Genomic DNA, 23,070 nt, shown 5'->3' with positions numbered 1-23,070 from the left:
CATCGCCCATCGCCCATCGCCCATCGCCCATCGCCCATCGCCCATCGCCCATCGCCCATCGCCCATCGCCCATCGCCCATCGCCCATCGCCCATCGCCCAACCTCCTAATTTCCCTCGCCTTAAATTTTTGGCACATCCTTTGCTTTCTATCTGGTAACGAATTTTGGAGGCAGACATGTCCATTTCTTTTGATAAAGCATTAGGTGTTCACCAGCATACCGTTGGCGTACGTGCCAAACGTGCAGAAACACTGGCGAGCAACCTTGCCAATGCCAATACGCCGGGGTACAAGGCGAAAGATATCGACTTTCAGCGGGCTCTCAATGCGGCAACCTCGGAGGCAAAGGTTGGCCTCAGCCGTACTGATGGTCGGCATATTTCTGCCTCCTCTCAGGTTATGGGTGAGCAAAAGTACCGCGTACCTACCCAGCCAGACACGGGTGACGGCAATACCGTTGATTCCCAGTTGGAGCAGAACTTGTTTATGCAGAACTCCATTGAGTATCAGGCATCGCTAGATTTCCTTGGATCAAAATTTAAAAACCTGAGCAAGGCACTGACGGGGAATTAATGAATGAGCTTATTTAATATTTTCAATGTATCGGGATCGGCAATGAGTGCTGAATCGGTACGTCTTAATACCACTTCCAGTAACCTTGCCAATGCCAATAGCGTCAGCAGCTCGGCAGAAGAAACTTACAAGGCGAGGCATCCGGTATTTGCCGCTGAGCTGCAAGGTGCCAGCTACAAGCGCAGCGACAGCGTGCCGGTTCAGGTCAAAGGGATTGTCGAGAGCGAGAAGCCGCTGAGTGCAGAGTACAACCCGGATCACCCGTTGGCGAATGCCGAAGGCTATATCTATAAGCCGAATGTCAATGTGATGGAAGAAATGGCCAACATGATCTCGGCATCGCGTTCATACCAGAACAATGTGCAAGTCGCTGATGCCAGCAAGCAGATGCTGATGAAAACACTGCAGATGGGTAAGTAGGTTAGGGAGTAATGACAATGAGCAGTATTAATGGTGCGGGTTCCAATAACCTCTCTTACCTTGACCAGTTAAAGTCGATGCAGGAAAAGAAGGTTCAGGAAGACCAGAAAGTCACTGGACAGAACCAGCTGAAACAAGAAGATTTCCTGTCTTTGCTTACCAAGCAGCTATCGCAGCAGGATCCGTTTGAGCCTGTCGGCAACGATAAGATGATTGCCCAGATGGCATCGTTTGCCACAGTGGATGGCATCGGCCAGATGAATGAACAGTTTGGGTTGTTGAATACTGCCATGACGTCTAATCAAGCGTTGCAGGCTTCAACCTTGGTTGGCCAGGATGTACTGGTACCGAGTGCGACCGGAATGAAAGCAGAAGAAGGTGGTTTAAGCGGTCGTGTACGCCTGACCAACTCGCTTGACCAAGCCATGATGCGTGTCGAAACCCCTGAAGGTGAGTTGGTTAAAACCATTAACCTTGGCGCAAAAGCGGCCGGTGACCACGATATCGAGTGGGATGGTAAGAACGAACAAGGCAAGTTGATGCCAGAAGGGCAATACAACATCCGAGTATCGGGCCTGGTCGGTGGCGAAACTCAGAATTATGACGTATTCACCCATGCCAACGTTAATAGCGTAGTGATGGGGCAGGGAGATGGTCAGGTATTACTGAACCTAGCCGGTCTCGACAAACAATTTAATTTGGCTGATGTACTTCAGGTCGGAAAAGCACAAGCGAAAGGATAATCAATTATGAGCATGAATATTGCCTTGAGTGGCCTGGGTGCGGCTCAAAAAGATTTAAACACTACCAGTAACAACATCGCCAACTCCAATACCTACGGCTTCAAGGAGTCCCGTGCCGAGTTTTCCGATGTGTATTCGAACTCGATTTTCTCGAATTCGAAAACCACTACCGGTGGTGGTGTACAAACGGCAACGGTTGCCCAGCAGTTCCATGAAGGTTCTAGTATTTACACCAACAATCCATTGGATTTACGGGTATCAGGCACTGGCTTTTTCGCTGTTGCGCCGAACAAAACGGAGCCCGCGAACAATAACCTGACGCGTAATGGTGCTTTCCACCTCAATAACAATAACGAGATTGTTAACTCAGACAATAATTACTTGCTGGGCTACGAAGTAAACCAAGAGACTAATACGGTTGCTTCCTACGAGCCAAAGCCAATGGCTATTGATGATACCTTCGGCCAGCCGAATATGTCGAAGAACATCAATGTTTCGATGAACTTGCCAAGTGGTGAAACTACGCCGAAAGAAGCGCCGTTTGATTTTAATAATCCTGAGAGTTACAACAAATCAACCTCTTCGACTATCTATGATTCATTGGGTAATCCGTTGAAAATGTCGGCTTACTATGTGAAACAGGATGATACTCAGCCTGGAGCTCCGGAGAATACTTGGAATGTCTACTACACAGTCAGCGATAGCGGTGGTGAAAAAGCCCTTGATGTTGCTCAAGGTGTTGGAAGCGGTAATGGCCATTTAGGTCATAGCCTGCAGTTTGATGCTGGAGGTCAGTTGATAACAACTCCGCCAAATTTCCAAACCGTTGATTTCCAAACTGCGGGAATTCAGCTTGGTGGTGCAGATGGTTCCCAGAACTTGATCTTCAATTACGACGAACCAACCCAGTACGCCTCTCCATTTGAGATCCGTAAACTGGAAGATGAAGATGGGGCAACGACCGGTTACCTGTCTAATGTTGATATCGACTCAGACGGCAACATCTTAGCCTCTTACTCAAATGGTAAAGATAAAGTGATTGGCCGAGTGGCAATGGCCCGTGTTGCTAATGAGCAAGGGCTCGCTCAGCTAGGCGGTACATTGTGGAACGTTACCCAAGATTCGGGATCAGCCGTTTGGGGGGATGCGTCTCAAGGCTCATTCGGTGCGATCAAGAACGGTACCTTGGAGCAATCGAACATCGATATGACCCAAGAGTTGGTGGATTTGATCACTGCCCAGCGTAATTTCCAGGCCAGCTCACGTGCCTTGGATGTGAACAACCAGCTACAGCAGAACATCTTGCAGATCCGTTAATCTGTTTCTTTGTTAATCGAATGCTGTAATAGATCCAAGCCCATAATACCAAGTGTTATGGGCTTTCGTCGGTTTATTGACGCTATCACTCCCATATTAAAAGCGATTGATTGTTTACTGAGCATGACCGTCAGTTAAGCGGCAACGTTTTTCCCCTTTATTTCTATTACTTTCCCTTTTGTGCATCACTTCTTTTAAAATCAATGGTCTACCTGTTATTTCACTAATGGTATACTTTTTGCATTGATAATGGCTGTCGATAGAGGGGACTGACAGATGGATCGCGCATTATTTCTAGCCATGAGTGGCGCCAAGCAAGACATGTACGGCATGCAGGTTGCAGCCAACAATTTGGCGAACGTGAATACCACCGGTTTTCGTGCTGATTTGCAGCAGGCGAGAAGTATGCAAGCGTATGGCGAAGGGTTGCCAAGCCGAGTATTTGCCATGACGGAACGTCCGGGCAACAATTTTGAGCAGGGTTCGGTAAAAATGACCGGTCGTGCAATGGATGTGGCTGTCGAAGGCAATGGTTGGCTGGCAGTACAAGATGTGTCGGGCCAAGAAGCTTATACCCGTGCCGGTCATTTGAAAATTGATGAAATGGGTATGCTGCAAAACAGCAACGGCCAGCTTATTTTAGGCGATGCCGACGCCCCGATCTTTGTCCCACTCCCTATCAACAAAATTGAAATCCAAAAAGACGGTACGGTCAGTATTTTACCGCAGGGGGCGCCACCGGAAGCTATGGTGGCAATCAACCGTATCAAGTTGGTCAACCCCAACAACAGTGACTTGTACAAGGATGTCGACGGTTTATTCAAGCCAACGACCCCTAATCCCCAAGGCTTGGAAGCTGATGCCGGAGTCACCTTGCTCAGCGGCGCGTTGGAAGGCAGCAATGTGAATGCGGTGGGCGAGATGGTGAGTATGATTGATCTTCAACGCCACTTTGAAATGCAAGTCAAATTGATGAAAACCGCAGAAGACATGGATAAATCGTCTTCATCTTTAATGCGAATCGGATAATAGCGAGGAGTTAACGAATGCATCCAGCTCTATGGGTTAGTAAGACTGGTCTTGATGCCCAGCAAACCAATATTTCAACGGTTTCAAATAACCTAGCTAACGCCTCGACAATAGGTTTTAAGAAAAGCCGCCCGGTTTTTGAAGATCTTTTTTACCAGAATATTAACCAGCCTGGTGGTCAGGCAACGCAAGATACCACTTTGCCATCAGGTTTGATGCTGGGTGCTGGTTCAAAAGTGGTTGCCACTCAGAAGGTATTTACCCAGGGTAATACCCAGACGACGGATAATGCACTCGACATGATGGTCGAGGGCGATGGTTTCTTCCAGGTCATGCTGCCAGATGGCAACATCGGTTATACCCGAAACGGCCAGTTTACGGTTAGTAATGAAGGCCAGATTGTGACGTCTGGCGCGGGTTATGTGCTGGAGCCTGAGATTGTGGTGCCGGACAACGCGGTCGCCATTACGGTTGGTACCGATGGTGAAGTTTCTGCCCGCATTCGAGATCAACAGGAAAATCAGGTATTGGGTCAAATCAACCTGACCAATTTCATTAATCCAGGCGGTATGGAGCCGATTGGTCAGAACCTTTATCTACCGACAGGTGCAAGTGGCGACCCGCAAGAAGGGATCCCCGGCCTTGATGGTTTCGGTAGTGTTCGCCAGTCAATGCTGGAAACCTCAAATGTGAATGTTACCGAAGAGCTGGTCAACATGATCGAAGCACAACGAGTTTATGAGATGAACTCCAAGGTGATTTCGACCGTGGACCAGATGCTGAGCTACGTCAATCAGCAGCTATAACAGGGAGTAAGGTATGGGTAAGTATTGGCCAGTATTTTGGGTGGCAGTGCTGGTGGCGACATTATCGGGCTGTGCGCAGAACTTTGATACAGGCTCTGATCTTGACAGTGCCGTTAGTGAGGTTGATGCGGTTGAAGGCACGACTGAGCAAAGCGATGGCATCATCGGGATGGTCAGAACGCGGGAAGATGCCGTTCAGGGTGATCCGAACTGGTCTTCGGTACGTCCACAGGAAAAGCCAGAACATTATGCGACCTCTACCGGTTCACTCTTTAGCAACACCAATTCTATGGGATTGTATAATGACTCCCGCCCTACAGGGCTGGGTGACATCGTTACCGTCATGCTGGAAGAGAATACCCAAGCCAGAAAAAGTGCCAGCTCTGATTTGGGCAAATCGACCGATATGAACATGCAGCCAATCATGCTTGGTGGCCGTCCCGTCAATATTGGTAATTATGACTTGTCGTATGCACTTACCAACGATAACTCATTTTCCGGTAGCCTATCTTCTGATCAAAGCAACAGCTTCTCTGGCTCTATCTCGGTCGAGGTGATTGAAGTATTGCCTAATGGTAACTTGCTGGTAAGAGGGGAGAAGTGGCTGACGTTAAACAGTGGTGACGAATATATCCGGGTGAGCGGCACGATCCGCCCAGATGATATTGATTCGGACAATGCGATTCCCTCGACGCGTATCTCCAATGCTCGAATTCAATATTCGGCGACCGGTGATCGTCAAGATACCCAAACCCCAAGCTGGTTTGCCCGATTCTTCAACGCAGCGATGTAATGCATGAAAACGTTAATCCAATCAGTGCTATTTAGTTTTTTGATGGTATCGCTGCTGCCGGTGGTATCAGCATCGGCCCATGCTGCTCGTATCAAAGACGTTGCCGGTGTTGCCGGTGTCAGGGATAACCAATTGGTCGGTTACGGTTTGGTGGTTGGTTTGCCGGGAACCGGTGAGTCATCATCGGCGTATTATACCGAACAAAGCTTCCGCGCCATGCTAAATAGCTTCGGCATTAATATTCCGGAAGGTGAGCGATTCCGTACCCGAAATGTTGCGGCGGTGGCTGTCCATGCCACGTTGCCACCTTTTTCCAAGCAGGGACAGCAAATTGATATCACCGTCTCGTCGGTCGGCTCGGCCAAGAGCCTGCGCGGCGGCACGCTACTTCAAACTTTCTTGAAAGGCTTGGACGGCAATATTTATGCGGTCGCGCAAGGTAGCCTTGTGGTCGGCGGTTTTACTGCTGACGGTGCTGACGGCTCGCGGATTGTCAGTAACACCCCAACCGTGGGAACTATCCCTTCTGGCGCTATCGTCGAGCAAGAGGTACCAAACCCGTTTGGCCGTGGCGACTTCTTAACGTTTAACCTATTCGAACCTGACTTCTCCACTGCGCAGAACATGGTTGATGCCATTAATAATTTCCTTGGTCCTGATGTGGCTTCGGCAATGGATGCGGCATCGGTGCGTGTTCGTGCCCCGCGTGATGTCAGTCAGCGCGTAGCCTTCCTTTCAACTATTGAAAATGTGGAATTTGAAACCGCTGATTCAGGCGCGCAAATTATTGTTAACTCACGTACCGGAACCATTGTTATTGGCCAGCATGTTCGGTTGAAACCTGCCGCTATTACCCATGGTGGTATGACCGTTTCCATTAAAGAAAACCTGTCGGCAAGCCAACCGAATGCATTTGCTGGTGGCCAAACCGTGGTGGTACCCGATAGCGAAATCACCGTTACCGAAGAAGACTCGCGGATGTTCTTATTTGAGCCGGGTGTGTCACTGGATGATTTAGTCCGTGCAGTGAATCAGGTAGGGGCTGCGCCGTCAGATCTGATGGCTATTTTACAAGCATTGAAACAAGCTGGTGCCATTGAAGGCCAGCTGATCATTATCTAACGGGAGAGCAAGGTGAAAAGTCCGACCGACACCAGTTTTGTTCTTGATATATCAAGCCTTGATCGCTTGAGAGCTGGGGTGAAAACCGGTAAAGAAGGTGAGAAGGCGAGCCTGCAGGCCGCTGCCGAGCAGTTTGAAGCTATCTTTACTCAGATGATGTTCAAATCAATGCGCGAGGCAAACTCAGTGTTTGAGTCGGACTTGATGAGTAGCCGCAACGCAAAATTCTTTGAGCAGATGCATGATGAGCAGATGGCCAGTGAGCTAAGCCGCAGCAATTCACTGGGTCTGGCCGATATGATTGTACAGCAACTTGGTGCCCACCAAGATGAGAGTGCAACGAAACAAAGTGATGGTACGCTAGCCAAAGAGCAGCAGTTTGTTGAGCTAGATAAAGGTGGCAGGTATCTGCCCTTTGAGCGGCAAGAATTTAGTGTGGATAATAACACTCAGATTAACACGCATAGCCTTTCACCTGTTGCTCAACAAAATAAACACCCCGTTATGAGTGAAGAGCAAATTTCTCAGATTGCCAACAAAGCGATTGCCCAGCGTAATGTGGCGAATCGTGCTCCTGTCTCTGCCATGGAAGCAGCGGGAGCTCCTATGCCAGAAAGCTTTGATTCTCCGCAAGCCTTTGTTTCACATATGGCACCCTATGCACGCCGGACTGCCAATGTGTTGGGGGTCGATCCTGCGGTATTGATAGCCCAAGCCGCCTTGGAAACCGGGTGGGGTAAAAAAGTGATCAACAATGCGGCCGGTAACAGTAATAACCTTTTTAATATCAAAGCTGATCCGAGTTGGAAAGGGGATAAAATGGCGACGCAAACCTTGGAATATCATCAAGGTATTGCCGTGCAAGAACGTGCATCATTTCGTTCTTATGATTCTTTCGATGAAAGCTTTAATGATTATGCGCAGTTTTTAAAGCAGAACCCAAGGTATTCGGTTGCGCTAGAAAATACGCAAGATCCGAAAGCGTTTATTAACGAAATCCACAAAGCAGGGTATGCGACCGATCCAAGTTACAGCGAGAAAGTGATGCGGGTATTTGACCAGGTGAGTGATTTAATGAGTGAAGAGCCGTAATAAAAAACAGACAATAAGTTATACAAACACATCCACAATTGATGAAATGATATTCAATGTATCTTTACTTTCAGACAATGCAGACTGAATTTCATTAGTCTGTACTTTTTCTTGGTTACCTTCCCTAACATTATCCAGAATGACAGGTGCAATAATTTCTTTAATGGCATAGCCCAGTAATGTTGCAAGACCAATATTCATAAACACCACCAATAGCTCTAGTCAATTAGATATATCAATTATATATGCAAGTTATACTGTTTATCTAGTGTAAATTAGTGTAAATCTAAATTAATTGTAAATGTTAGATCTGGTTATCAGTAAATGACTTTTGTGTTATGGGTTTGGGTCGTATCGAGCATTATCTTATATGTTTTAATTTTATGCGATGAGATATTATACTAATTTATTTATCTCATTTTGTGTTGACGGTTTTTTGACGGTTATTTTGACGCTTGTTGGTGTGCGTAGTAGTTTGGGTGGGTAAAGTGTTTTTATAGGGATAATGATGGTTATTTAATATGTTGTTCTTTCTCTTTAGATTCACGCTGAACTCTTATGTTGACTTGACACCTTTTTCTTTTGTTTAAATAAATTGTGCTTTGTGAGGTGTTTATAATATTGAATATTATCAGAATCATGATTTTAGATGGTGACGGTGAATGTTTTAACGGTAGAAAAAATACGTTAATGTAAGAAAATTTGGCTTACTCCCTAGTTGAAGTAAGCCATTTTGTTTATATAGACAAATCTTTTCTTATTTGGTTAGCGATTGACTCTACAAGCGGATATTTATTTTTGAGCAATGGAGGGTAAGCGAATAGGTGCTCATGATGCTTACTGTTTCCCTTTCCATGTAGTGCTACTTGTTGAGTAAAGTCATCGTTTTGCTCTCTGGCATAGTAGACGTAACAAGGGATGCCAGAAGCAACGGCTAAGCGAAATACCGAGTTACCACAACTAAAGACAGCGTCAAGATTGTGCATTAAGGCCGCCGTGGATAAGAAGTCATCTTTAAGATCGAGTTCTTCAAAATCGATAATATCCATCCCCGTTAATTGCTTGAGCTTTTTAAGTTCCTTCTTGCACTCACCGTATTGCAGATTATAGAAAGTTGCATTTGGAAATTGCTTCATAAAGTGAGCAAGTTCACTCAGGGATAAGTAGTGAGCATTTCGTGAACTTGAGCGAAGCCCGCTTCGCCAACTTATGCCGATCTTCAGTGGGCAACCATTCGACTCTTGATGGACCTTGTGTTCCCACTCTCTCTGTACTGCGGCTGGTAGCTTGATATAACTTTCGTCAAACCAATGCTGTTGGCTTTCCTTATAGATATGCTGCTTAATACTACCTATTGGTAGCCAGCTATCCACTTTTTCAAGTAGCTTAAGTGGAATCTGATTACGAATGACAGATGAGTTTGGTTTTATTGCTATAGTCTCTACCGTAGGGAATGCTTCTTTAATTAAAGAAATAAGGCGTTCATCACATGCGAGATAGACTTTTTCTACCCGTTGAATTAAATAGTTTAGATTGTGGCAGAAATACAATTCGTCACCCACCCCCTGCTCTCGCACGGCAAGTACGCAGTCCGTCGAAGGTCTTTCTGGCGACCAGAATGGTTTGTTGGGGCGGTATGACATGCGATCCCCACTATCGATCCCTTTTTCAAATGAATGATAATAGTTCTCCCAATCATGATAGTAGTTATACAAAAAGTGCTTGTTCCATAGCACTTTACTATCATCCGGGTAATCTTTTTCAATACGGGTAAGGTGCGTGTTTGCTATTTCGAAATCCCCGATATAATAATTGATATCAAACAATGCTTTTGAAATTTGAATCGCCCGTCCGTGATTATTGAGGTTAGCTTTCAGTGCTAACTCTAGGTTATGTTCGGCTTTTCTCATCAAAGTTAGGTCGAAATGTTGCTTAATATGAAGTTTTTTGTATGAAGCCAGCGCATAGATCCAAAGTAGATCGCCATCTGCTGGCGCTTGACGCAGCAATTGCTTACTTTCTGTGTAAGCGGTATGGAATTCATCTGTTAATAAATTCAGCTCAGCAAATAGCTTTCTCAACTCTAGAGGTGGGTTTTTCTTGTTGGAAAGAAAATCCTTATATGCTTTTATTCCATCAACATATTGTTTAGTTTCACGATACAGCTTTACCCTCATCAAGGCGATATTTTCACTGTCAGGGCTGAGTTCTAGAGCTAATTTAAGTTGGTGAGTCGCGTTAGTGTACTTTTCTTGCAGGGTATACACCGTTGCCAATTTGAGCTGTAAATCCAAATGGTTAGGACACAGTAACAACATCGATTGCAGTAATTGCTCGGCTGGGAGGTAATTCTGACCGGCCAGTAGCAGAGCAACGGTTTCTAGTGTTTTCTCAATTTCTTGATCAAGTTTTTGTTTTTGTTTTTGAGTGACCTGTTCAAGAGCTTTGTTTGATTGCTGGCTTTGTCCCCGGTTGCCTGTTGTTCGGTGTATTTCACTCTGTAATTGGAGCGCCCCTTGATGTTGCGGGGATACGTTTAGAATCTCATTCAATTTGGAAAGTGCATCAATATTGCGTCCCTGCAGTTTCTGCGTATGGGCAAGGTCCAGTTTCAAGGCAATATCATCAGGGCATAAGGAGAGGGCGGTATTAAGCTTTTGCTCTGCCTTCACGTAATGCCCCTCTTCCGCATCAAGTACGGCTAGAACTTGCAATACATCGACAGCTTCGGGGGCTTTTTCAAGAATAGATTCGAAAATCTCACGCGCTTTTGCTTTTTTACCTTCTTGGTAGGTATTCACGCCCAACTGGAAGGCTTGTTGGAGTGTGAGCGTCGCGGTTTGGGTTAAGTCTATCTTCATTGCAAACTCTTTTATCGCTGGATTTCCGCATTAAGGATGCTGGATGTAATGCAATATTTATGCCCACCGCTTGATTGGTATGGATATTGCATTCGTGCATTGGATAAGTTTTGTTACGGACAGTGTAATTGCTGTTTATTTTGTTTGGCTGGAGATAAACAATGGCGTTGGATTTGCTCAATATCGGTATGAGTGGACTGAGGACATCTCAGAAACAGCTCAATGTGACCAGTCACAATATCAGTAATGTGAATACGCCTGGCTATAGTCGCCAGAGTGCTGAGCAGAAAGCCGACGACGCCCATTGGATTGGCGGAAGCCAATATGGCACTGGCGCTTATATCGATAACGTCCGCCGCGCCTATGATCAGTTTGCCGCAAGGGAGCTTACCCAGTCGACCACCCAGTTGAATCACGCCAATGAAAGTCATGCCCAACTGGCGGTGATGGATGAGTTCATTTCCAACAATGCCAGCAAAACCATTTCCAGCATGAATGATTATTATGATTCGGTAAAAAGCTTGGCGGATCAACCTAATGATTTGGGATCCAGAAAGGCGGTATTAGAAAACGCCTCGCTCGTCAGCCAAACCGTGAACAGCACCTACGATACGCTCTCTGGTATGCAGCGTGATGTGAATGACCAGTTGGTGGCAACGGTTGACCGGGTTAATACCCTAGGGCAAGAAATTGCCACACTGAACAAGCGCATTCAAGAAAATCCCGCCGGCGAAAAAAATGATCTATTCGACCAACAGCAAACTTTAATCAATGAACTGGCCCAGTACACCAAGGTGACGGCCCTTAAGGGCAAGGATAACCTTGCCAATACAGTGATTATCGGCGATGGCCAAACCCTAGTCTCGGGGACCGAATCATCTCGTCTAACCGTGATCCCCGGAGAACCAGATCCACTGCAGACCCAGGTTGCGGTTGATGATGGGCACAACACCACCCCTATCAGTACCGATAGTCTGGGGGGGAAGTTGGGCGCTATGGTTACCTTTCGCCGTGATGTGATTGAGCGTAGCCTTGATGAGGTCGGACGGATGGCTATCGGCTTTGCCGGTCAGGTTAATACTATTCAGCGGCAAGGCCTGGATCTGAACGGTGAGCAGGGTAAAAACTTGTTTGCAGATATTAATGATCCGGTCGCAATGGGTCAGCGGGTACTGAAACCTGTCGGCAGTACGGCAGATATGACCGTAGCCATTGATGATGTTTCCAAGCTACAAGTTGGTGATTACCAATTAAAGGCGAGCACGGATGGTGTCAACAATACCTATCAAATGTTTAATGCAAAAGGTGAGGAGGTTTTGAATCAAAACATTCAAGCCACTGATCCGCAAGTTATTCAAGTTGATGGGATGACTATCGATGTCAACAGTTTGTCTGCCGCGCCCTCTTCCGAAATCTTTACCATCCGTCCCGTCCGTCTAGGAGGGGCACAAATGGCGATGAATGCGACCGAGGCGTCTGATATTGCAGCTCAGCGAGTGGTAGGTACTGCAGAGGGAAACCAAGGTTCGGCACAGTTAGAGCCGCTATCGTCAGCGCAAGTGACGGGGAACTATCAGGTTATTATTAGTAATACGGGTGATACGTTGTCAGTGTTTGACGATCAAGGCATTAAACAGACTTTGATCGATGAAAAAGGCGTGCCAACGACCGATTTGAATTACCCAGTTCAGGGCAATGCCATTAACTTTGCTGACGCGATGAATAATGGGGTGCCGACGCTGGCTCTCTCTAGTGGAGCCTTGGCAGGCGATACGTTTTCCGTTCAACTGGGTGCGGCAAAGGCTGAAGGTGATAACAGCAACCTGATGGAAATGCAGCACTTACAAACGAATAAAAGCATGAATAATGGCCGCTCCAGTGTTATTGACTTGTTTCAGAATCTCACTACTGACGTGGGTATTCAAAAAATGAATGCCGAGAAGTTCGGTCAAATCAGTCAGCTTGATTTTGATGCGGCAACAGAGCGAGTCGCTAGTGTGTCTGGGGTCAATTTGGACGAGGAAGCCGCTAACCTGATGAAGTTCCAGCAAGCCTATATGGCATCATCACGTATTATGAGCGTGGCCCGTGAAACCTTTGATACGCTGCTACGTGCGGTATAAATCTTGGAGGCGTTATGATTAATCGAGTGTCGACCTTTTCCCAATACCAGAATCTGACCTCCAATCTGATGCGTAAGCAGGGGGCGGTTAACAATACCAATGAACAGCTGGCGACGGGGAAGCGTATCAAGACCGCCGGTGATGACCCTATCGCTTCGGTTTCTACCCAAAACTACAAGCAGCAGCTGGTTCAGATAGAACAGTTCCAAAAGTCGATCACCCTTGCTAACAACCGGCTAGGGACTTTGGAAACCTCGCTGAAAAATGTCGAGAATCATGTCGACAGCGCCAAACAAAAAATGATCGGTATGATCAACGGTGCAATGGCGGGTGATGATAAAACGGCATTCAAAAATGAGCTGGAAAGTCTTTACGAAGGGTTGTTGAGTCTGGCTAATACTCAAGATGAAGGCGGCAACTACGTGTTCGCCGGACATCAGGTGCGGACCCAGCCGTTTGTCGAAGATGCCAATGGTGATGTGCAATATAAGGGAGACAGTGGCTCCCGCCAGGCACGTATCGATACATCAGTGCATGTGGATACCAGCCAGCCCGGCGATCTTGTTTTTATGGGCATTGATAACCCATTTGGTGACTACCGACCAGATTATGCAGGGCTTCAAGCTGAATCAGGATTGTCATTACTTTCTGCTACCAACCAAGATCTCAATGACCCAACCACCTACAGTGTGACGTTTGTCGATGATGGTCAGGGTGGCTTAAACTACGAGCTATACGGGAATAACCAGCTACTTGATACCCAAGGCTACGATCCTGCTCAGGGTATTCAGTACACCGACCCGAACCCGGCAAGCCAAATCCATCTTGACTTCCAGTTCAAGGGAGATATCAAAGCTGACGATAGTGTCACGCTGGACAAGGCCCCGACGATTGACTTGTTCCAGACATTGAATGATGCCATTAAATATTCTGAGTACCCAACGTCCTCATCCGAAGCGAGGGCGAGCCTGCAGCGCTCAATAGAAGAACTCAATGGCAGTTATGTCCATATGAACCAGCGACGGGCAGAAGTCGGTACTGAGTTGAAAACCCTCGAAACGTACGAGTCCCAACACAAAGATTTTGAATTGAGCCTCAATAAGGCCAAAGGCAGCCTGGAAGATTTGGATTATAGCAAGGCAGTTATTGAGCTGAACGAAGATATGCTGGCTCTTCAGGCCTCCCAAGCTGCATTCAATCAAACCAAACAGCTCAGCCTGTTTAACTATATGTAATCAGAAACCATTTCGTTAAAGCGGCAGTGTCTTGCCGCTTACTTCTTGCACTTAACGTTTTTTGACTAATGCGGCAAAATTAATCCTTGTTTCCATTCATTAACGAAAGACAGCATCGCCCATCGCCCATCGCCCATCGCCCATCGCCCATCGCCCATCGCCCAAAAATTTTTTTAAAAAAATCCTAAAGGTATTTTTCTTTGTGCCGTTAATAGAAGTACTTAAAGAAAAATAGATATTTACCCCCTGCTAAGGCTGGGTTGTAACTCAACAAGGAGCGAAATATGTCTGTTACCGTAAATACTAACGTTTCAGCGATGACGGCCCAGCGTCACCTAGGTTCTGCTACTAACAATGTAAGCGGCAGCATGGAACGACTATCTTCTGGTTTGCGTATCAACAGCGCAAAAGATGATGCGGCGGGTCTACAAATCTCTAACCGTCTAACCAGCCAGACCAACGGTCTAGACGTTGCAATGCGTAACGCCAACGACGGTATCTCTATGGCCCAGACTGCTGAAGGGTCAATGCAGGAATCAACCAACATCATGCAGCGTATGCGTGATCTGTCTTTGCAGGCGGCTAATGGTTCAAACTCTGATGATGACCGTGGTGCAATCCAAAAAGAAATGGATCAGTTAACCACTGAGCTTAACCGTATTTCTGAAACGACCACCTTCGGTGGCCAGAAGTTGCTTGACGGCTCGTTTGGCACCCAGCAGTTCCAAGTTGGTGCGACGGCGAACGAAACTATCAGCATGACTCTAGGTGATATCTCTGCTGATAACCTTGGTCAAGTGGGTGCTGATGCCACCGCTGGTGAGATCACTGCTACGGCTGCAGCAGAAATGCTTGGCGGTAGTATTACTCTGGCTGGCTCGGGTTCAGGTTCAGCAGCGTTTGACAAGACGATTGACCTGAGTGGTACGACTGACTCGGCGGGTATTGTTGATGCCATCAACTCAGGTATGAGTGGCACGGGAATGGTTGCTTCGCTTGATGAAGCCTCTGGTGATATTTCAATCACCGGTATTGCTGATAATGATATTGCAGAAACGACAATTGCTATTTCAGCTCAAGGAAAAGATGGTAATGGTATTGCGTCATCTGGTGGTTTGACTGATATTGCCGTTGCATCGGCTGATACGGGTTCAAACATGCTAAGCAATTTGGACGTGACCACTGCTGCTGGTGCCCAGCAAGCGGTATACGCGTTGGATGCCGGTATCTCTTCGATTGATGACCAGCGTGCAGAGTTGGGTGCGGTGCAAAACCGTTTCAACCACACTTTGAACAACCTAGCTAACGTTAACGAGAACGTTACTGCGTCTAACAGTCGAATCAAAGATGTTGACTTCGCGAAGGAAACTACGGATTTGACCAAGAACCAGATCCTTCAGCAAGCTTCAACTTCGATTCTTGCGCAGGCTAAAATGAATCCGCAGGCGGCACTGAGCCTACTGTAATCATCTAGTCTTCAAGGGCATGGTGTGCAAAGCGCCATGCCTTTTTACCATTGCATGAGGGTGAAATAATGGAGATCCCACCTGACAGCCATGTACGGCCGATACCGGTAACAACTACCAACAACTCGAACAACACCTCTACTCCTAGTCATGATGTTAGCTCGACGCAAAAACATAGCCAGACATCCAATCAAGCTGAACAACCTCTAGCCACCGATAAACTTGCCAAGCCTCAAGACGAAGCCACTAAGCCTCAGCTGGATGAAGCGTTGGCAGAAAAAATGGCCATGTACTTTCAAAACGTCAATCGTGAACTGAAGTTCCAAGTGGATAACGAAGGTGGCGATCCCATCGTGATAATCATCGATAAAGAAAGTGGTGATGTGATCCGTCAAGTTCCGGCACAAGAATTGCTAGATATAAATGAAAGCCTGGCAAAGTATCCGCCAGTCTCGCTGAGCCAAAAGGTGTAAAGGGGTCGCATGGGGTTATCGGTTGGTGGTTTAGGGTCAGGGCTAGATGTTGCCGGCATGACGGATATGCTGGTGGCGGCCGAGCGAACGCCGAAACAGCAGCGCATCGACAAACAGATGCAGGAAGTGGAAGTGAGTTTGAGTGCCTATGGGCAGGTCAATTCTTCCATGTCTGATATGCAGGAGATGTTTGAAGAGTTTGATGAAGATGAGGTGTTCCTCAGTAAGAAAGCGGTGAGCTCAGAAGCTAATTATTTAAAAGTCAGCGCTGAAAGCCATGCCCAAAACGGTAACTACTCGATCGAAATTAACCAACTGGCGCAATCCCATCGATTGGTGAGCCAAAATGGCCTGGATGCTGATCCTGATGCGAGCCTGGGTGATGGTGAGTTGGTTTTCTCTTTGGGGAGTGAAACCATGTCAGTCACGATTGACCCGGCCAAAAGCAGCCTTAAAGACGTGGTTGATGCAATCAACAACGCCAATGGCAACCCCGGGATCAATGCAACCACCATCACCATTGGTAGTGAGGCACACATTGTTTTTACCAGTGATAAAACCGGTGCAGCGAATACCATTACCATAGATGCCTCAAATGCCACCGGTGACTTGGCTAAGCTTGCTTTTGACCCTGCTGACCCGCTAGCGGGTGAAATGGATGTTATGCAAGAAGCGCTTGATGCGGAAATCATGATTGATAATTTCCTGACCGCAACCAGTGATACTAATGAGTTCGATAATGTCATCGATGGCGTAAAGCTCAATGTCGAGAAACTGACAGGTACGCTCAATGGCGGTCGCGACGATATTGACGTCAAAAAAGTAGACATTACGATCAGTAATGATACAGAAAAAGCCAAAGAATCCGTTGAGTCATTTTCCGAGAGCTATAATGCTTTTCTCGAAATGGTTGAAGAAATGTCTAAGTATGACATTGAAGAACAAACCGGTGGCCCACTAAACGGTGATAGTATTACCCGCACATTTACTGGTCAAATGCGTACATTGATGAATACACCGGTAGAGGTGAATGGTGAACAGCTGTATTTGTCAGACTTTGGCGTGACAACCACCCGGGAAGGCGTGCTCGAAATTGACGATGAAATGCTTGATGATGCACTTGCCGATAACTTTGCATCCTTCAATCAATTCTTTGCCAGTGAAAATGGCTTCTTGAAAGAAGTCGATAAGTTGATGGAGTCCTATGTCGGTCGAGAAGGCACATTGACCAACCGGGAAGAGTCACTGGAAGGTCAGAAGACGCGTTTGGAAGACGACCAACGCGAGCTTGACCGCCGGATGGAAGCTTATGAAGAGCGGACTTACAAACAGATGTCGGCGATGGATGCGGCGATTTATAAAATGAATAATGAACTGAATACTATGATGAGCTTGCTGGTGTTCTAAGGTCGAAACATGAAAACACTAACCCTTTTAGAGAAGCAGATACAGGCTCTTTTGGCACTCGATGAGTATCCAGACGATTTCCCTGAGCAGCTCGAGCAACTCGTCGCTGCCAGGCATGAGCGGGTTAAAATGATCTTGGCGGACCAAGAGCGGTTAAGCCGGGAAACATTTGAAGATGTCCAGCAACGTACCCGTGAATTAAAAGCATTGCTGGAGCAAAATAAAGCACGGATCCGACAGAAACTACTGACCGCCAAGCAAGGCAAAAAATCGGTTTCTGTCTATAAAATGTATCAAAAATAAATAGGAAATAGCCATGCGCGGTTCACTTCAGGCATATAAACAAGTGTCAGTTAATTCTCAGTTGGCCAGTGCATCTCCGCACCGTGTGGTGTTGATGTTGCTAACCGGTGCTATTGAGCGCTTGGTTCAGGCCAAAGCGGCGATGGAGCAGGGGAATGTAGCAGTTAAGGGAGAGCGAGTGTCTAAGGCGCTGGCGATTATCGGTACACTGCGTGATAGCCTGTCGATGGAAGATGGTGGTGATATCGCAACCAACCTCGATAGCCTTTATGATTTCATGATGCGCCACGTAATTGATGGTAGCTCTGGCAATAAACCAGAAAACTTCACAGAGGTCGTCGAGCTACTACGTGAAATTAAGTCAGCATGGGAGCAGATCCCTGCTGAATATCATCACCTAGCTGAGGAAAAATAAAAGCCTGACAATACTATTGTTGGGGGAGTAGCTAATCTCTCCAGTATAAAATCCATTCGATAGCTATCCCAAGTATGCTTTTCATTGGGATAGCTTCACAGCTTTTGTTCACCGTTGGTTGCCTTATTCTGTACTTTAATTACAATGGTCAGATAAGATTTGAAGTGGTTTCTCGTCGCATTAGGCAGAGTTTTTCATAGTTTTTGAATATGAAAGTCGATAATGCTAGCACGAAATAACTCTTAAGTAGGCAGGCAAACTCTTTTCTATGCAAGTTCATACCCTCGTTATTGATGATGACCAACAGCATCGCCATGATTTAAGCGTGATCCTTTCCTTTATTGGTGAGCAGTATGAGGCCTATTCGTCTCTAGAGGTTAACAGTACGCACGGTGAAAAAGAGTGGGGGGCGTGTTTACTTGGCAAGGTCAGTTCCGGCCAGTCATTGAGCACACTGCTTAATTTTTTGCGAACCTATCACCACATTCCCGTGATCTCCATGGGCGATCATGAAAGTGAACTGGCGTCTTTACCTAACTATATCGGTAACCTCGACAAGCCAATTCACTATGGCCAATTAATGGACGCCTTCCGTCATTGCAAAGAGTTTTTGGGCAAGCAAACTTTCCAACTACCTTCACTGGGCCGCAAGAACACCTTGTTTCGTAGCATGGTTGGGCGCAGCGAAGCCATTAGCCAGATCCGCCACTTGATGGAGCAGGTCGCCTCAACAGATGCCAGCGTACTGATTTTTGGTGAGTCAGGTACCGGCAAAGAGGTGGTGGCGCGTAATATCCATTATCACTCGACACGTGGCAAAGGGCCATTTGTCCCGGTGAACTGTGGTGCTATTCCACCTGATCTGCTGGAGAGCGAGCTTTTCGGTCATGAGAAAGGCGCTTTTACCGGTGCCGTTTCTGCGCGTAAGGGCCGTTTTGAATTGGCCGAAGGTGGTACTTTGTTCCTGGATGAAATTGGTGATATGCCAATGTCTATGCAGGTGAAGCTACTACGCGTATTGCAGGAACGCTGCTTTGAACGTGTGGGTGGTAGCGAAACGATCAAAGCTGACGTACGTATTGTTGCGGCAACACACCGCGATCTCGAATCTATGATTGCCGAAGAAAAATTCCGTGAAGATCTGTATTACCGCTTGAACGTCTTCCCTATTGAGATGCCGGCACTGCGCGATCGAATGGAAGATATTCCTTTGCTGCTGCAAGAGCTATTGGCTCGGATGGAAGCACAGGGGGCCAAGCCGATCCACTTTACTCCACGTGCTGTCACGTCTTTGATGGAGCATGATTGGCCGGGCAATATTCGTGAGTTGGCTAACTTGGTTGAGCGTTTGATCATTCTTTATCCGGGCGAAATGGTCGACATCAGTCACCTGCCGATGAAGTATCGCTATAGTCAGTTCCCTGAATTTCAGCCGGAAGAAAACTTCCTGTCGGTAGACGATCATGAAAGGCTGGCATTGGCTGATATGTTCAGCAGCCAGAGCGCCGAACTGGATGATGCTCAGGCTCACAGTGATTTACCGCCGGAAGGGGTAAACTTGAAGGAAATGCTGGCAGAGCTAGAAATTGACATGATCAGCCAAGCGCTGGAAGCGCAGGGCGGGGTTGTTGCCCGGGCAGCAGACATGCTGGGGATGCGTCGTACCACATTGGTTGAAAAAATGCGTAAATATGGCTTAAGTCGCTAGTCAAATTACCATCACTGCAAAGGCGCCAAATTATTGGCGCCTTTTTCTGTTTTCCTTCCTCGATAACGTGCTGATAATAAAGATATAATAATGGCACTAATCATGCATGCTTCTTATTTATAGCATTTTATAATGGCACTTTTTGACAGCGTACTGCTGGACGTTCCACGCCGAGCTCATCGCTAATTTCTTCACGCGTCGTGATGTGCCTACTTTCGTTTTATTAGGTTTTTCCATGGATGATAATCAGCCAGCCCAGAGTGCCCCGCTTACTTCAAGTTCGGCTTTGGGGACATTGTCACAGCAAGTTAGCCGCTATCAGCAGGTGCTGGAAGTGATGCCATCTGGGGTGATTTTTTTGGATCCGGGCGGTATTGTCCGCGAGGCCAACCCCGAAGCGATTCGTTTGCTTGGTGAGCCTTTTTTTGAACAAACATTAGTGGATCAACGCTGGGTTGATGTTATTCAGCGGGCTTTCTCTCCCCGTGATGATGACGGCCATGAGATCTCATTGAAAAATGGCCGTAGGGTGAAACTGGCTATCTCGGCATCGAACAGTGGCCAGCTGATTTTCATCACCGACATGACAGAAACTCGCCTGTTACAGTCAAGGGTCAGTGAGATGCAGCGTCTTTCATCGCTTGGCAAGATGGTGGCGTCATTAGCACACCAAGTGAGGACACCGCTATCCAGCGCGATGTTATACGCCTCAAATTTAGCCGCACCGAATTTGACTGCGCCAATGCGAGAACGGTTTCAGGGTAAGCTCGTCGATCGTTTACACGATTTGGAAAAGCAAGTTAATGACATGCTGTTGTTTGCCAAAGGCGGTGATAACAAAGTGGTGGAATGCTTTAGCCTTGAGACCTTGCTCAACGAGTTGGATAGCATGGTCGAAGCACAGGTGCTGGGCAGCCAAGTTGATTTCAGTATTGACTGTGACGACGAATCTTTGCAGCTGCTGGGCAATGCCAATGCATTGGCGAGTGCGGTCAGCAACTTGATCACCAATGCAATCCAAATGGCGGGCAAGCAGTGTCGGGTCGCGGTTAAGGTTGTCGAGCAAGGTGGGTGGATCCACTTGGCGGTATTGGATAACGGACCGGGTATCGCCCCTGACATGCAACAGAAAATCTTGGAGCCTTTTTACACCACCCGCCAACAGGGAACCGGACTTGGGTTGGCGGTGGTACAAATGGTTGCCAGTGCCCACAAGGGACGATTGACCGTAGAATCTGAGATCGGAAAAGGCGCTTGCTTTACCTTGTCATTGCCGCAAGCTGATGTCACTCAAGAAGAGCACAATGAACAACAATTGGATCCGACAGGAGTAACACTATGAACCCAAACCGTGTTTTGGTCGTCGAGGATGACGAGGGGTTGCGCGAAGCCTTGGTAGATACACTGGCATTGGCTGGTTACCACTCGCTGGAGGCTGACAGCGCTGAACAGGCCCTGTTGATGCTCAAAGCCAATACGGTTGATATCGTCGTATCGGATGTTCAAATGGCCGGTATGGACGGCCTGGGTTTGCTACGTAGCATCAAGCAGCACTGGCCTAAGCTGCCGGTTTTGCTGATGACGGCATACGCCAATATCGAAGATGCCGTCTCTGCGATGAAAGACGGCGCGATTGATTATATGGCTAAGCCGTTTGCCCCCGAAGTGTTGATTAATATGGTCAGTCGCTATGCACCGGTGAAAAGTGAAAACGGCCATACCGTTGCCGCTGACGAAAAGTCATTGAAACTACTGGCTTTGGCCGAGAGAGTCGCAAAAACGGATGCGAGCGTCATGGTGCTGGGCCCGAGTGGTTCGGGGAAAGAAGTGATGTCACGCTATATTCATCAACACTCCAATCGCAGTGATGGCCCTTTTATTGCGATTAATTGCGCGGCCATTCCGGAAAATATGCTCGAGGCGACCTTGTTTGGTTATGAAAAAGGGGCGTTTACTGGTGCAATTCAAGCGTGTCCAGGTAAGTTCGAGCAAGCTCAGGGCGGGACAATTTTGCTTGATGAAATCAGTGAGATGGACTTGAACTTGCAAGCCAAATTACTGCGGGTATTGCAGGAGCGTGAGGTTGAGCGCTTGGGTAGCCGTAAGAGTATCAAGTTGGATGTTCGCGTACTGGCAACCAGTAACCGTGATTTGAAAGAGTATGTTGCGCAAGGTCATTTCCGTGAGGATTTGTATTACCGCCTCAATGTGTTCCCGCTGCTATGGCCGGCACTGTCCGAACGCCCGGGTGATATTGAGCCGTTGGCGCAATACCTGATGGAGCGCCACTGTAGTAAGCAAGGGCTGCCGGTACCGGCGTTTTCACCCGCTGCAATGGGTAAGCTTAAGCATTACACCTGGCCGGGCAATGTCCGGGAGCTCGACAACGTTATCCAACGGGCTTTGATCTTGCATCACGGTCAATCGGTGGTGGAATCTGATATCTTGCTCGAAGGGCTGGACTGGCTGCAGGCCGATGGCTTGCAGACGTTGAGCGAACCCATAGCGAGTGCGCATTTTGGTGATGATGCTAACGGAGTGTCACATGCCGTGCCGACTGTGGCAACAGAGCAGCAGGCTGCTGAGGCAGCCAAAATGGCAACGCCAGCGGATGGGTTAGGAAATGAGCTGCGGGAACAAGAGTTTTCGATTATTCTAGACACCATTCGTATTTGCGATGGACGGCGCAAGGATGTCGCGGAAAAATTAGGGATAAGTCCAAGAACGCTGCGCTATAAATTGGCAAAAATGCGTGATGCTGGAATAGATATCCCAGTTTGAACACCGTAATGATGGACGAATTCCTTCATACTTAACTTAATAATATTTATAAAATTATTCGGCGACAATATCTTGACGGGTAGGAGAGAGAAATGAAAGTAAATGGATTTCAGGCCGAAATGCAGGCCATGCAACTGGAAGCAACCAATGCATCCCGCCCGGCAACAGGTCAACAAGTCAGCGCTGATTTCGGAGCCATGCTGGGCGATGCCATCAAAGGTGTTAACCAGATCCAGTCACAGTCCAGTGATCTCGCAACACGTTTCGACCAAGGCGACCGCAGTGTTTCCCTGTCTGATGTCATGATTGCGCGTAACAAGTCCAGTGTTGCCTTCGAAGCGACGGTTCAGGTACGCAATAAAATGGTCGAAGCGTACAAAGAACTTATGAATATGCCGGTCTAA

At 47.3% G+C, this 23,070-nt stretch carries 23 protein-coding genes; 20 read left to right on the top strand and 3 right to left on the bottom strand.

What is annotated here, in order from left to right:
* A partial coding sequence (locus tag ACVA58_RS25450; protein WP_446513063.1) for a hypothetical protein occupies nt 1-66 on the bottom strand: 66 nt, incomplete at its 3' end.
* A gap of 110 nt (nt 67-176) precedes the next feature.
* Here ACVA58_RS25450 and flgB point away from each other — a divergent pair.
* The 9 genes from flgB (at nt 177) to flgJ (ending at nt 7,894) form a co-directional block, all read left to right on the top strand.
* Nucleotides 177-572: a flagellar basal body rod protein FlgB gene (gene flgB / locus ACVA58_RS25445; protein WP_446513058.1), complete on the top strand. Its 396-nt coding sequence runs from the start codon at nt 177-179 to the stop codon at nt 570-572.
* Between the two features lie 3 nt (nt 573-575).
* Nucleotides 576-992: a flagellar basal body rod protein FlgC gene (flgC, locus tag ACVA58_RS25440; protein WP_255042137.1), complete on the top strand. Its 417-nt coding sequence runs from the start codon at nt 576-578 to the stop codon at nt 990-992.
* Nucleotides 993-1,009: 17 nt separating this feature from the next.
* Complete coding sequence (locus tag ACVA58_RS25435) at nt 1,010-1,735, top strand: flagellar hook assembly protein FlgD (RefSeq protein ID WP_446513057.1); 726 nt, start codon at nt 1,010-1,012, stop codon at nt 1,733-1,735.
* Nucleotides 1,736-1,741: 6 nt separating this feature from the next.
* On the top strand, nt 1,742-3,052 hold the full coding sequence (gene flgE / locus ACVA58_RS25430; RefSeq protein WP_446513056.1) for a flagellar hook protein FlgE: 1,311 nt from the start codon (nt 1,742-1,744) through the stop codon (nt 3,050-3,052).
* A 276-nt stretch (nt 3,053-3,328) separates the two neighbouring features.
* The gene (gene flgF, locus ACVA58_RS25425) at nt 3,329-4,081 is read left to right on the top strand and encodes a flagellar basal-body rod protein FlgF (protein WP_446513055.1); all 753 of its coding nucleotides are present in this window, start codon (nt 3,329-3,331) and stop codon (nt 4,079-4,081) included.
* Between the two features lie 17 nt (nt 4,082-4,098).
* Nucleotides 4,099-4,887 (top strand): flagellar basal-body rod protein FlgG, encoded by a 789-nt coding sequence (flgG, locus tag ACVA58_RS25420; RefSeq protein WP_107351471.1) that lies wholly within the window; start codon nt 4,099-4,101, stop codon nt 4,885-4,887.
* Nucleotides 4,888-4,900: 13 nt separating this feature from the next.
* Nucleotides 4,901-5,680, top strand: coding sequence for a flagellar basal body L-ring protein FlgH (locus ACVA58_RS25415; RefSeq protein ID WP_446513054.1), 780 nt, complete (start codon nt 4,901-4,903; stop codon nt 5,678-5,680).
* A gap of 42 nt (nt 5,681-5,722) precedes the next feature.
* Nucleotides 5,723-6,802: a flagellar basal body P-ring protein FlgI gene (locus tag ACVA58_RS25410; RefSeq protein ID WP_446513062.1), complete on the top strand. Its 1,080-nt coding sequence runs from the start codon at nt 5,723-5,725 to the stop codon at nt 6,800-6,802.
* 12 nt (nt 6,803-6,814) lie between these two features.
* The gene (gene flgJ / locus ACVA58_RS25405) at nt 6,815-7,894 is read left to right on the top strand and encodes a flagellar assembly peptidoglycan hydrolase FlgJ (protein ID WP_446513053.1); all 1,080 of its coding nucleotides are present in this window, start codon (nt 6,815-6,817) and stop codon (nt 7,892-7,894) included.
* Between the two features lie 18 nt (nt 7,895-7,912).
* Here flgJ and ACVA58_RS25400 read toward each other — a convergent pair whose 3' ends face one another.
* Both ACVA58_RS25400 and ACVA58_RS25395 read right to left on the bottom strand, forming a co-directional pair.
* Entirely contained in the window at nt 7,913-8,095 is a 183-nt protein-coding gene (locus ACVA58_RS25400; protein ID WP_446513052.1) for a hypothetical protein, read from the bottom strand.
* A 536-nt stretch (nt 8,096-8,631) separates the two neighbouring features.
* A complete protein-coding gene (locus ACVA58_RS25395; protein WP_446513051.1) occupies nt 8,632-10,755 on the bottom strand; it encodes a tetratricopeptide repeat protein in 2,124 nt (707 codons plus the stop codon).
* Nucleotides 10,756-10,916: 161 nt separating this feature from the next.
* Here ACVA58_RS25395 and flgK point away from each other — a divergent pair, with 161 nt between their 5' ends.
* The 11 genes from flgK to fliE all read left to right on the top strand — a co-directional run bounded on the left by flgK (nt 10,917) and on the right by fliE (nt 23,070).
* Entirely contained in the window at nt 10,917-12,878 is a 1,962-nt protein-coding gene (gene flgK / locus ACVA58_RS25390) for a flagellar hook-associated protein FlgK (protein WP_446513050.1), read from the top strand.
* Nucleotides 12,879-12,892: 14 nt separating this feature from the next.
* Nucleotides 12,893-14,113, top strand: coding sequence for a flagellar hook-associated protein FlgL (gene flgL / locus ACVA58_RS25385; protein ID WP_446513049.1), 1,221 nt, complete (start codon nt 12,893-12,895; stop codon nt 14,111-14,113).
* A gap of 284 nt (nt 14,114-14,397) precedes the next feature.
* The gene (locus ACVA58_RS25380) at nt 14,398-15,579 is read left to right on the top strand and encodes a flagellin (RefSeq protein WP_446513048.1); all 1,182 of its coding nucleotides are present in this window, start codon (nt 14,398-14,400) and stop codon (nt 15,577-15,579) included.
* Nucleotides 15,580-15,647: 68 nt separating this feature from the next.
* Entirely contained in the window at nt 15,648-16,052 is a 405-nt protein-coding gene (locus tag ACVA58_RS25375; protein WP_446513047.1) for a flagellar protein FlaG, read from the top strand.
* Between the two features lie 9 nt (nt 16,053-16,061).
* Entirely contained in the window at nt 16,062-17,459 is a 1,398-nt protein-coding gene (gene fliD, locus ACVA58_RS25370; protein ID WP_446513046.1) for a flagellar filament capping protein FliD, read from the top strand.
* Nucleotides 17,460-17,468: 9 nt separating this feature from the next.
* On the top strand, nt 17,469-17,762 hold the full coding sequence (locus ACVA58_RS25365; protein ID WP_446513045.1) for a flagellar biosynthesis protein FliS: 294 nt from the start codon (nt 17,469-17,471) through the stop codon (nt 17,760-17,762).
* A gap of 13 nt (nt 17,763-17,775) precedes the next feature.
* Nucleotides 17,776-18,177 carry a flagellar export chaperone FliS gene (fliS, locus tag ACVA58_RS25360; RefSeq protein ID WP_446513044.1) on the top strand — a complete coding sequence of 134 codons (402 nt, stop codon included), beginning with the start codon at nt 17,776-17,778 and terminating at the stop codon, nt 18,175-18,177.
* A gap of 268 nt (nt 18,178-18,445) precedes the next feature.
* On the top strand, nt 18,446-19,885 hold the full coding sequence (locus tag ACVA58_RS25355; protein WP_446513043.1) for a sigma-54 dependent transcriptional regulator: 1,440 nt from the start codon (nt 18,446-18,448) through the stop codon (nt 19,883-19,885).
* Between the two features lie 235 nt (nt 19,886-20,120).
* Nucleotides 20,121-21,227, top strand: coding sequence for a sensor histidine kinase (locus ACVA58_RS25350; RefSeq protein WP_446513042.1), 1,107 nt, complete (start codon nt 20,121-20,123; stop codon nt 21,225-21,227).
* On the top strand, nt 21,224-22,666 hold the full coding sequence (locus ACVA58_RS25345) for a sigma-54-dependent transcriptional regulator (protein WP_446513041.1): 1,443 nt from the start codon (nt 21,224-21,226) through the stop codon (nt 22,664-22,666). Before ACVA58_RS25350 ends, ACVA58_RS25345 begins: the two co-directional genes overlap by 4 nt.
* Before the next feature lie 92 nt (nt 22,667-22,758).
* Complete coding sequence (fliE, locus tag ACVA58_RS25340) at nt 22,759-23,070, top strand: flagellar hook-basal body complex protein FliE (RefSeq protein WP_446513040.1); 312 nt, start codon at nt 22,759-22,761, stop codon at nt 23,068-23,070.

This window comes from Photobacterium sp. DNB22_13_2, assembly GCF_052873915.1.
This window is presented reverse-complemented; position numbering and strand designations above follow the sequence as displayed.

Excerpts from the sequence above, each read along its gene's own strand:
- flgB (WP_446513058.1), top strand. The coding sequence starts at position 177 with ATGTCCATTTCTTTTGATAAAGCATTAGGTGTTCACCAGCATACCGTT.
- flgC (WP_255042137.1), top strand. The coding sequence starts at position 576 with ATGAGCTTATTTAATATTTTCAATGTATCGGGATCGGCAATGAGTGCT.
- ACVA58_RS25435 (WP_446513057.1), top strand. The coding sequence starts at position 1,010 with ATGAGCAGTATTAATGGTGCGGGTTCCAATAACCTCTCTTACCTTGAC.
- flgE (WP_446513056.1), top strand. The coding sequence starts at position 1,742 with ATGAGCATGAATATTGCCTTGAGTGGCCTGGGTGCGGCTCAAAAAGAT.
- flgF (WP_446513055.1), top strand. The coding sequence starts at position 3,329 with ATGGATCGCGCATTATTTCTAGCCATGAGTGGCGCCAAGCAAGACATG.
- flgG (WP_107351471.1), top strand. The coding sequence starts at position 4,099 with ATGCATCCAGCTCTATGGGTTAGTAAGACTGGTCTTGATGCCCAGCAA.
- ACVA58_RS25415 (WP_446513054.1), top strand. The coding sequence starts at position 4,901 with ATGGGTAAGTATTGGCCAGTATTTTGGGTGGCAGTGCTGGTGGCGACA.
- ACVA58_RS25410 (WP_446513062.1), top strand. The coding sequence starts at position 5,723 with ATGGTATCGCTGCTGCCGGTGGTATCAGCATCGGCCCATGCTGCTCGT.
- ACVA58_RS25400 (WP_446513052.1), bottom strand. The coding sequence starts at position 8,095 with ATGAATATTGGTCTTGCAACATTACTGGGCTATGCCATTAAAGAAATT.
- ACVA58_RS25395 (WP_446513051.1), bottom strand. The coding sequence starts at position 10,755 with ATGAAGATAGACTTAACCCAAACCGCGACGCTCACACTCCAACAAGCC.
- flgK (WP_446513050.1), top strand. The coding sequence starts at position 10,917 with ATGGCGTTGGATTTGCTCAATATCGGTATGAGTGGACTGAGGACATCT.
- flgL (WP_446513049.1), top strand. The coding sequence starts at position 12,893 with ATGATTAATCGAGTGTCGACCTTTTCCCAATACCAGAATCTGACCTCC.
- ACVA58_RS25380 (WP_446513048.1), top strand. The coding sequence starts at position 14,398 with ATGTCTGTTACCGTAAATACTAACGTTTCAGCGATGACGGCCCAGCGT.
- ACVA58_RS25375 (WP_446513047.1), top strand. The coding sequence starts at position 15,648 with ATGGAGATCCCACCTGACAGCCATGTACGGCCGATACCGGTAACAACT.
- fliD (WP_446513046.1), top strand. The coding sequence starts at position 16,062 with ATGGGGTTATCGGTTGGTGGTTTAGGGTCAGGGCTAGATGTTGCCGGC.
- ACVA58_RS25365 (WP_446513045.1), top strand. The coding sequence starts at position 17,469 with ATGAAAACACTAACCCTTTTAGAGAAGCAGATACAGGCTCTTTTGGCA.
- fliS (WP_446513044.1), top strand. The coding sequence starts at position 17,776 with ATGCGCGGTTCACTTCAGGCATATAAACAAGTGTCAGTTAATTCTCAG.
- ACVA58_RS25355 (WP_446513043.1), top strand. The coding sequence starts at position 18,446 with ATGCAAGTTCATACCCTCGTTATTGATGATGACCAACAGCATCGCCAT.
- ACVA58_RS25350 (WP_446513042.1), top strand. The coding sequence starts at position 20,121 with ATGGATGATAATCAGCCAGCCCAGAGTGCCCCGCTTACTTCAAGTTCG.
- ACVA58_RS25345 (WP_446513041.1), top strand. The coding sequence starts at position 21,224 with ATGAACCCAAACCGTGTTTTGGTCGTCGAGGATGACGAGGGGTTGCGC.
- fliE (WP_446513040.1), top strand. The coding sequence starts at position 22,759 with ATGAAAGTAAATGGATTTCAGGCCGAAATGCAGGCCATGCAACTGGAA.